Source organism: Bartonella sp. PS7NMGDW (assembly GCF_042193585.1).
Classification (GTDB): Bacteria; Pseudomonadota; Alphaproteobacteria; order Rhizobiales; family Rhizobiaceae; genus Bartonella; species Bartonella grahamii.
Genome location: NZ_JBHILX010000023.1, coordinates 1 through 7,213 on the forward strand (window position 1 = coordinate 1; position 7,213 = coordinate 7,213).

The following is a 7,213-nucleotide window of genomic DNA, read 5'->3' on the forward strand; positions in this document are numbered from 1 at the left end:
TCCCCATGGATCAAAAGTCTATCGGTTTTTTGGTCATTTATTGCAGCACCATCACTCCAAGCAATGTTGAAGTAAATCTTTGCATCACCCGTTGCGTTGTAGACTTCTTGCGTGTCTGGTTTACCAGAGCCTATATGTAATGTGTGATAATGCTCTTCTGTTGGTCCATTAAAAACAATAGTACTGTTGTTAAGATTGAGCGTGGAAATATCAGAACGAGATCTTTGAGCAATATCAAGCAGATTGCCATCATCATCTTTTTCGTTTGTGCTGGTTTTTACAATCCATTGTGTATTGTTTTGCAAATTAAAGATTGTTTTAGGACTGTTAATAACTTTTGCTCTACCCTCTAATATGGAGTTATCAGAATTGAGTGTAAAAGCTAAACCATTTTCTTCAGCTGAAGCTTTGGTTACTAATAGAACGTCAGCACGGATTTCTGATTTTTTGCCAAGATTGACTGTGCCGGTTGACTCATCTACGTTAATTCCAATGCCGTTTTTAATGTGAAGCTTTGCGTTGGTTAAATTGATTTCTGAGGTTATATCTTCTTCAGGATTTTCAAATTTTATGCCATTTCTCTCTGCTGTTGCAAAAATATTTGTTGTATCAATATGCCCACCGTTTTCAACAGCCAATGCTGCCTCTTTTCCCGTTATGTTTCCTTGCGTCATTGTGATGGTGGAATCTAGTCCACTTGCATGGAGCCCATAACCATTAGATGATGTAATTTTGGCATCATCGGTTAAAGCAATGGTGCTGCCACTCTCTGCGTTAATCCCTATATCGTTTCCAACAAATGATCCTCCTGATATTGTGATTTTAGAATGATCCATTGCATATACGCCGAATTTTGCATTTGTAATGTGTACATTTTTTAAAGTGACATTGCTTGCTTGGGAATTTAATCCTGTAAACACTACCGTTTCACCTTTTTGACTGCTCGATATTGTCACATCTTCCAACTTATTTTCATTGCTTTTACTGTCATAAAAGGTAGCACCAACTGTAGAAGTTGTAATAGTTCCTCCGGTCATTTTAATTATAGCATTTTTTTCTGCATAAAGCCCAAGAAAAGCATGATCAATTTCTGTTCCATGCAATTCGATCATACTATCAGGGCCGCTGGCATTTGCACCAGCTCCACCACCTGTGGCTACTGAGAGAGAAACATCTGTAACATTAATGTGTCCACCGTTTTCAGCAGTTAATGCTGCATAAATTCCTCCTTTAACTTTTCCTTTCGTCATTTTGATTGTGCTATTGTCTTTTGCCCAGAGCCCAGTGTTATCAGATGATGTAATTTTAGAATCATTTATAGTGATTGTGCCGCCGTTTTGCGCAAATATTGTTGCTTGTTTTGAAACAAATGATCCCCCAGAGACTGTTATTGTAGAGTTATTATCTGAAATGATAGCATTTTTTGCTTGAGTCACTTTGACATTATCTAAAGTAACAAGACTTTTATCTTTTGCTTCTACTCCAATGATTAATAATTCTCCCTCTTTATTACTTGATATTTCTACATTCTTTAGTTTGTTGTTTTCGTTTTTACTTCTCGAGAAGGAAGCACCAGCGTATGAGGATTTAATGGAACCGCCATTCATAGAGATTGAGCCACCTTCTTGTGCCCAGAGTCCAGTGTCATTAGATGATGTAATTTTAGAATCATTTATAGTTATTGAGCTGCCATTTTGCGCAGATATTGTTGCTAGTTTTGCATCAAATGATCCTCCAGTAATCTCTATTTTAGAATTACTATCTGAAACAATGGCGTTTTCTGCTTGTTTTACGTTTACATTTTCTAGAGAGACTATACTTTCTTTTCCTGCATTGATTCCATTGACTAGTAGCTCATTCTCTTTATTGCTGGATATTATTACATTCTTCAGTTTGTTTTTGTTGCTTTTACTTTCCGTAAAGCGAGCACCAACGTATGAAGCATTAATGGAGCCTCCATTCATACTGATTGCACCCTCTTTTTTTGTCTGAAGTCCAATTATACTATTTTTAATCTTTGTATCATCTCCAGTTAACTCAATTAGACTATCTTTACCCTCAGAAAATGCACCAAAACCACTTGTAATTGATTCGTTATTTTCAATGGGATCGGCGCCATCTATTGTTAGGGTAACATTTTCTACCGTAATGTGTCCGCCATTTTTTGCTCCAACGACTCCTGTTTTTCCAGTTACTTCTCCTCCGGTCATGTTGATTGTGGATTCTTGTTCTGCCATGAGCCCAACGTTATCAGATGATGTAACTTTAGTATTGTCTTTTAAAGTGATTGTGCTGCCGTTTTCAGCGTGTATAGTTACCTTTTTAGAGTCAAACTCTCCTTTAGAGATTGTTATTTCAGAATTACTATCTGCAGATATACCACTGTCTGCTTGAGAGAATCTTACACCTTCTAAATCAACTTTACTGCTCTTCTCTGCTTTTACTCCAAAGAGTATAGGTGTTCCGCCTTCATTACTTGATATTTCTACATCCTTTAGTTTGTTCTTGTCGCTATTACTATTCAAAAAGTAAGCACCAGCTTGTGAAGCTTTAATGGAACCTCCATTCATAGAGATTGAGCCACCATTTTGTGCCATGAGTCCAGAGTTATTAGATGATGTAATTTGAGCGCCCTCTATAGTGATGTCACTGTTTTTCAAGGCAGCTATTGTTGCCTCTTTTGAAGCGAATGAGCCTCCAGTGACCTTTACTTTAGAACTATTATTTGCAAGAATAGCGTTTTCTGCTTGTTTTACGGTTACATCTTCTAAAGTGACTGTACTGTTCTCTTGTACGGTTACTCCAAAGGTTATTTGTTTTCCGTCTTCATTACTTGATATTGTTACACCTTTCAGCTTATTTTTGTCGCTGTTACTGTTCAAGAAGCTAGCACCAGCGTGGGAAGCATTAATAGAGCCTCCAGTCATGGAGATCGTGCCACTTTCTTTTGCCCAGAGTCCAGAGTCGTCAGATGATGTAATCGTAGAATCGTTTATAGTGACTTTGCTGTTTTGCGAGGCAACTATTGTTGCTTCTTTTGAAGCAAATGAACCTCCAGTGATTGTTATTGTAGAGCCACCTTTTGCACTTACAGCATTGTTTGTTTGTTTTATGATTACATCCTTTAAAGTGACTGTACTGTTTTCTGCTCCTGCTCCGAATCCCAGTAGTGTTTTATCATCACCGCTTGATATTGTTACATTTTCCAGCTTGTTTTTGTCGCTGTTACTGTTCATGAAGATCGCACCAAAATCAGAAGCATTAATGGAGCCTCCAGTTATGGAGATCGTGCCACCGTTTTTTGCTTCAACACCTACGATAATGGCAGAATCAGTTCCTTTAATGGTTGTTTTATCCCCCGTTAATGTGATCATACTGTTCTTGCCTTCAGCTGTTACAGCAGCGGGTGATTCTAAAGAAGATGATCCGGGAGGAGGGGAGACGCCCCCTTCGCTGGAGCCTTTGTTAGCGCCTTTATTGGTGTCTTTATTTCCGGTTACGGTTAAATTTTCACCAGTGATTTTGCCACTTTCTTTTGCATGAAGAATTTCATAGGCCTTTCCGGTTTCTCCGGTGATGGCGTGTCCTTCTCCAGAAGCTTCAAGAGATTCAGCATGTGCATTGGAATAGATACTAGAGAGTATGATCGCGACTGTTGCTGTATATGATAAAAGGGATTTTTTATACACCCGTATTCTCCTTTGAAGTCCCCAATATTCATTTCCCCACCGACCTCATAAGAAGAAGTGAAAATGAGTTACTGTTCTTAGTGTTGTTACATTACCTCTAGCTCGGTAAGTTGTTTTTACTTCTTTGTCAAATATTTTAAATAATCTTCATGAAAATGCATATTATGTATAGTTTATTTTTTATTAAATGAGTTTATTGATTTTCTGTTTGTAGTGGAATTATTTTTTATATCTTGATAAAATAATAAACATAATTTTTGATAATTACTGAGAGTTCTTTATGTCTCTTAAGACATTTTATAATAATTATTCGAATATATTTTACGATCCTATCGTTTATAGTTTTTTGTGTTTTTTCTTGTTTGAATATTTTATAGATAAAAAATTTGTTTGAGTTTTCAGATGAGGGGAAAGTTTCTTATAATTGCTTATCTTATTGAGGGCGATAAAACAGACATATCTTCAGTTTAAAAACGTAATTAATAAAGAGCTTTATGTTAAAGCTTTAAATGAAAGGTACTTTGGTTAATAAAACTGCAAAACTGCATTTTTATTAAAAGGTTTCCGCTTTCATTATTTGTGGGTTTTAATATATTCTGGATAAAAATACCTTATATTTTTCTTGATAAAAAGGCAGGGGGTAGTTTTAGTGTTATTAGGATTTATATAAAGCGAAAAGGCAGCACATTGAGCTGCCTTTTTGTTAAATTGAATAGAATGATAGGCTATTTTTACAGCCTTGTCTTAAAACTGATAGCGTATTCCACCTGAAAAGCTAGCACCACTTATACCAGTTTTCTGAAGCTTTTGTTGATAGCTTACATCACCATGAAGGGAGAAATTGTGAGACAGTTGTGCATTGATGCCAATGCCGCCTTCAATTGCAGGTCCCATAGGATCAAGGTCAAAGTCTCTACCAATATGAATGGTACCATCATCACCAAAGGTTTTGATCAAGTTTACTTTTCCATAGAAAGACATAGGACGGCTGTTTTCAGTGGAAATGGTTTTGGTCAAACGTCCACCAACACGGATTAACCATTGAGAAGGATTGTTCATATCAACAGTGAAATTATCAGCATCTTCAATGGTGTTAAACATCAAATGTTGATAGGCAATTTGTGCTTGTGGCTCAAATGTTAAACCTTCCATTCCGGTTGCAAATTCTTTGCCAACAGTGGTGGAGATACTCAACATTTTGGCATCGTTCAATTTTGCGGTATTGCCTCTGATGGCATTGGCGATATGCCCTTTTAGGATACCATAGGACAAGAGTGCATCGATGTAGAAACCACTGTTATGCTGTATACTGCCATAGGCTGTAATGGCCCATTTATCCAGCGTGTTCTTTCCTGCATCTTTTATGTCCTTTGGTGTGAATGACAGCTGCCCATAGGTGCCTACAAGACCGAGATGTGTTGTGGTATTTTGCCCTTCAATTGCTGCCAATGTAACACCGGCTTGGAGAGCAGCATAACGAATATCAGCACCGTAACCGTATTTGAGAGGTCCGCGTTCAGAAGATAAAGTTCCTGTGCTTCCATAGGTGTAAAGGAAGAAACCGGTTTGTTTCTCTTCTTCTTTTCCTAAGACAGATGTTCTGATATTGGCTAAGAGCGCGTTTTGTTTAGCCATATCTGTTAATCCACTGTAGAAGAGAGCATTTGGCATGACCAAATAGCTTGCTGTTTGTGCTACAGGGGCGATCACACTTGGACCAGAGCCAGAACCCGCTTCAAGAATTTCAGGTTGTAAACGGAAATCCCAGAAATTTTCATTCTTTTCATCAAACAGGTTTTGCGCAATATCGGCCTGTCCATGGCTTGAGTCTGGTCCATAGGCACGTAGTGTATACATATCCGGTAAGCCATCTCTTGTGGTATAGCCATTTACAAGTTTGAAAGAGTTTTCTTCTGCTTTTCCAGAAACTTGAATGAGTGACAGACCACGGATATTGGCAGCAGCAGAGGTATTTGCTTTGACATTGTTCCCTTCTAAGCGCCCCGTAACATAAACTGATGTGTTACCAGAGACATCTCCATTGATCAAAAGTCTATCGGTTTTTTGGTCATCTATTGCAGCACCATCACTCCATTCAGCGTTGAAGTAAATCTTCGCATCACCCGTTGCGTTGTAGACTTCTTGCGTGTCTGGTTTACCAGAACCTATATGCAATGTTTGGTAATGATCTTCTGTTGGTTTATCAAAAACAATGGAGCTGTTGTTGAGGTTTAGCACAGAAACATCAGAACGAGATCTTTGAGCAATATCAAGGAGATTGCCATCAGCATCTTTTTCGTTTTTGCTGATTTTCAACGTCCATGTTGTATCGTTTTTCAGATCAAAGTGTACATTTCTGTCTTTAGCAATATTCGCTCTGCCCTCTAAAGTAGACTGATCAGCGTTTAATGTAAAAGTGCCGTTGGAGATCGCTTTAACCTCTTTACCATCCCACAAATTTTTATCTTTCCATGACATTTTGTCCCAAAAAATACCATCTCCTAATAATACGTCAGCATGGACTTCTGATTTTTTAAGATTGACTGTGCCGATTGATGGGGCTGCCGCATCTTCGATGCTTTTTTCAACAACAGCTCCAATGAAAATTCCTGTGCCATTTTCAGCATGAAGCTCTGCATTGGTCAGGTTGATCTCATTGCTATGATATTTTTGTGGATCATGCGAGCCATTTGGATTGTTGTCAGAGAAAGTTGCGAATTGTAAACCGGCAACTTCTGCTGTGGCAGAAACATCTTTCAGATCAATATGTCCGCCATTTATTACAACCAGTGCAGCTTTTTTTGCTTCTATTTTATTTTTCTTCCCATTCTGAGGAGTGTCGGATTGGGGATCTAGATCTTTAGAATTAGTATCAATAGCGCCATTAACCATCTTAGTTGTGCCATCTTCACCAGTAGCGAGACCAATATCAACATTTTGAATGGTTGTTTTGCCATTTAATTCAACTATACTACCGGCCTCCCAAGTGCTTACACCAACGGTTGCTTCTTCGGACTCACCACCGATTATTGTTAAATCTCCGCTAATGATTTTGCTCCCACCATCTGCATAAAGACCTTCATCAAAATTTTGAATGGTTGTTTTGCCCGTTAACGTAATTTCACTCCCAGAGTCCTCCGTCCATATACCAGATCGTGGTTCATAGGGGTCTTGATCAATTGCTTCACCACCGATAACGGTTAAATTTTCACTGGTAATTTTACCACCATTAACTGCTCCAAGACCGTTCCAAGTATTGTTAATTGTTGTATCGCCATGCAATTCAATTCTGCTATCAGGACCAATTGCAAATGCACCGGTTCCTTTCCCATCTGTTGTTAAAGCAACATTCGTGGCATCAATTTGTGCACCTTTTTCTGCAAATAATGCAGCTTTTTCATTCTTTATTGTTACTGTTCCTTCTGCCATTGTGATCTTAGATCCTGAACCTTCTGCATGAAGTCCATAACCATCAGATGATGTAACTGCAGCTTTTTCGTCTAAAGTAATGGTGCTGCCTTCTT

At 38.3% G+C, this 7,213-nt stretch carries 2 protein-coding genes; both read right to left on the reverse strand.

The genetic code is table 11. The annotated features are described in order from the left end of the window. The coding region (locus ACFIKJ_RS08160; protein ID WP_375670453.1) for a right-handed parallel beta-helix repeat-containing protein at nucleotides 1–3,689 on the reverse strand (3,689 nt) is incomplete at its 3' end. A gap of 744 nt (nucleotides 3,690–4,433) precedes the next feature. Next, a partial coding sequence (locus tag ACFIKJ_RS08165; protein ID WP_375670454.1) for an autotransporter outer membrane beta-barrel domain-containing protein occupies nucleotides 4,434–7,213 on the reverse strand: 2,780 nt, incomplete at its 5' end.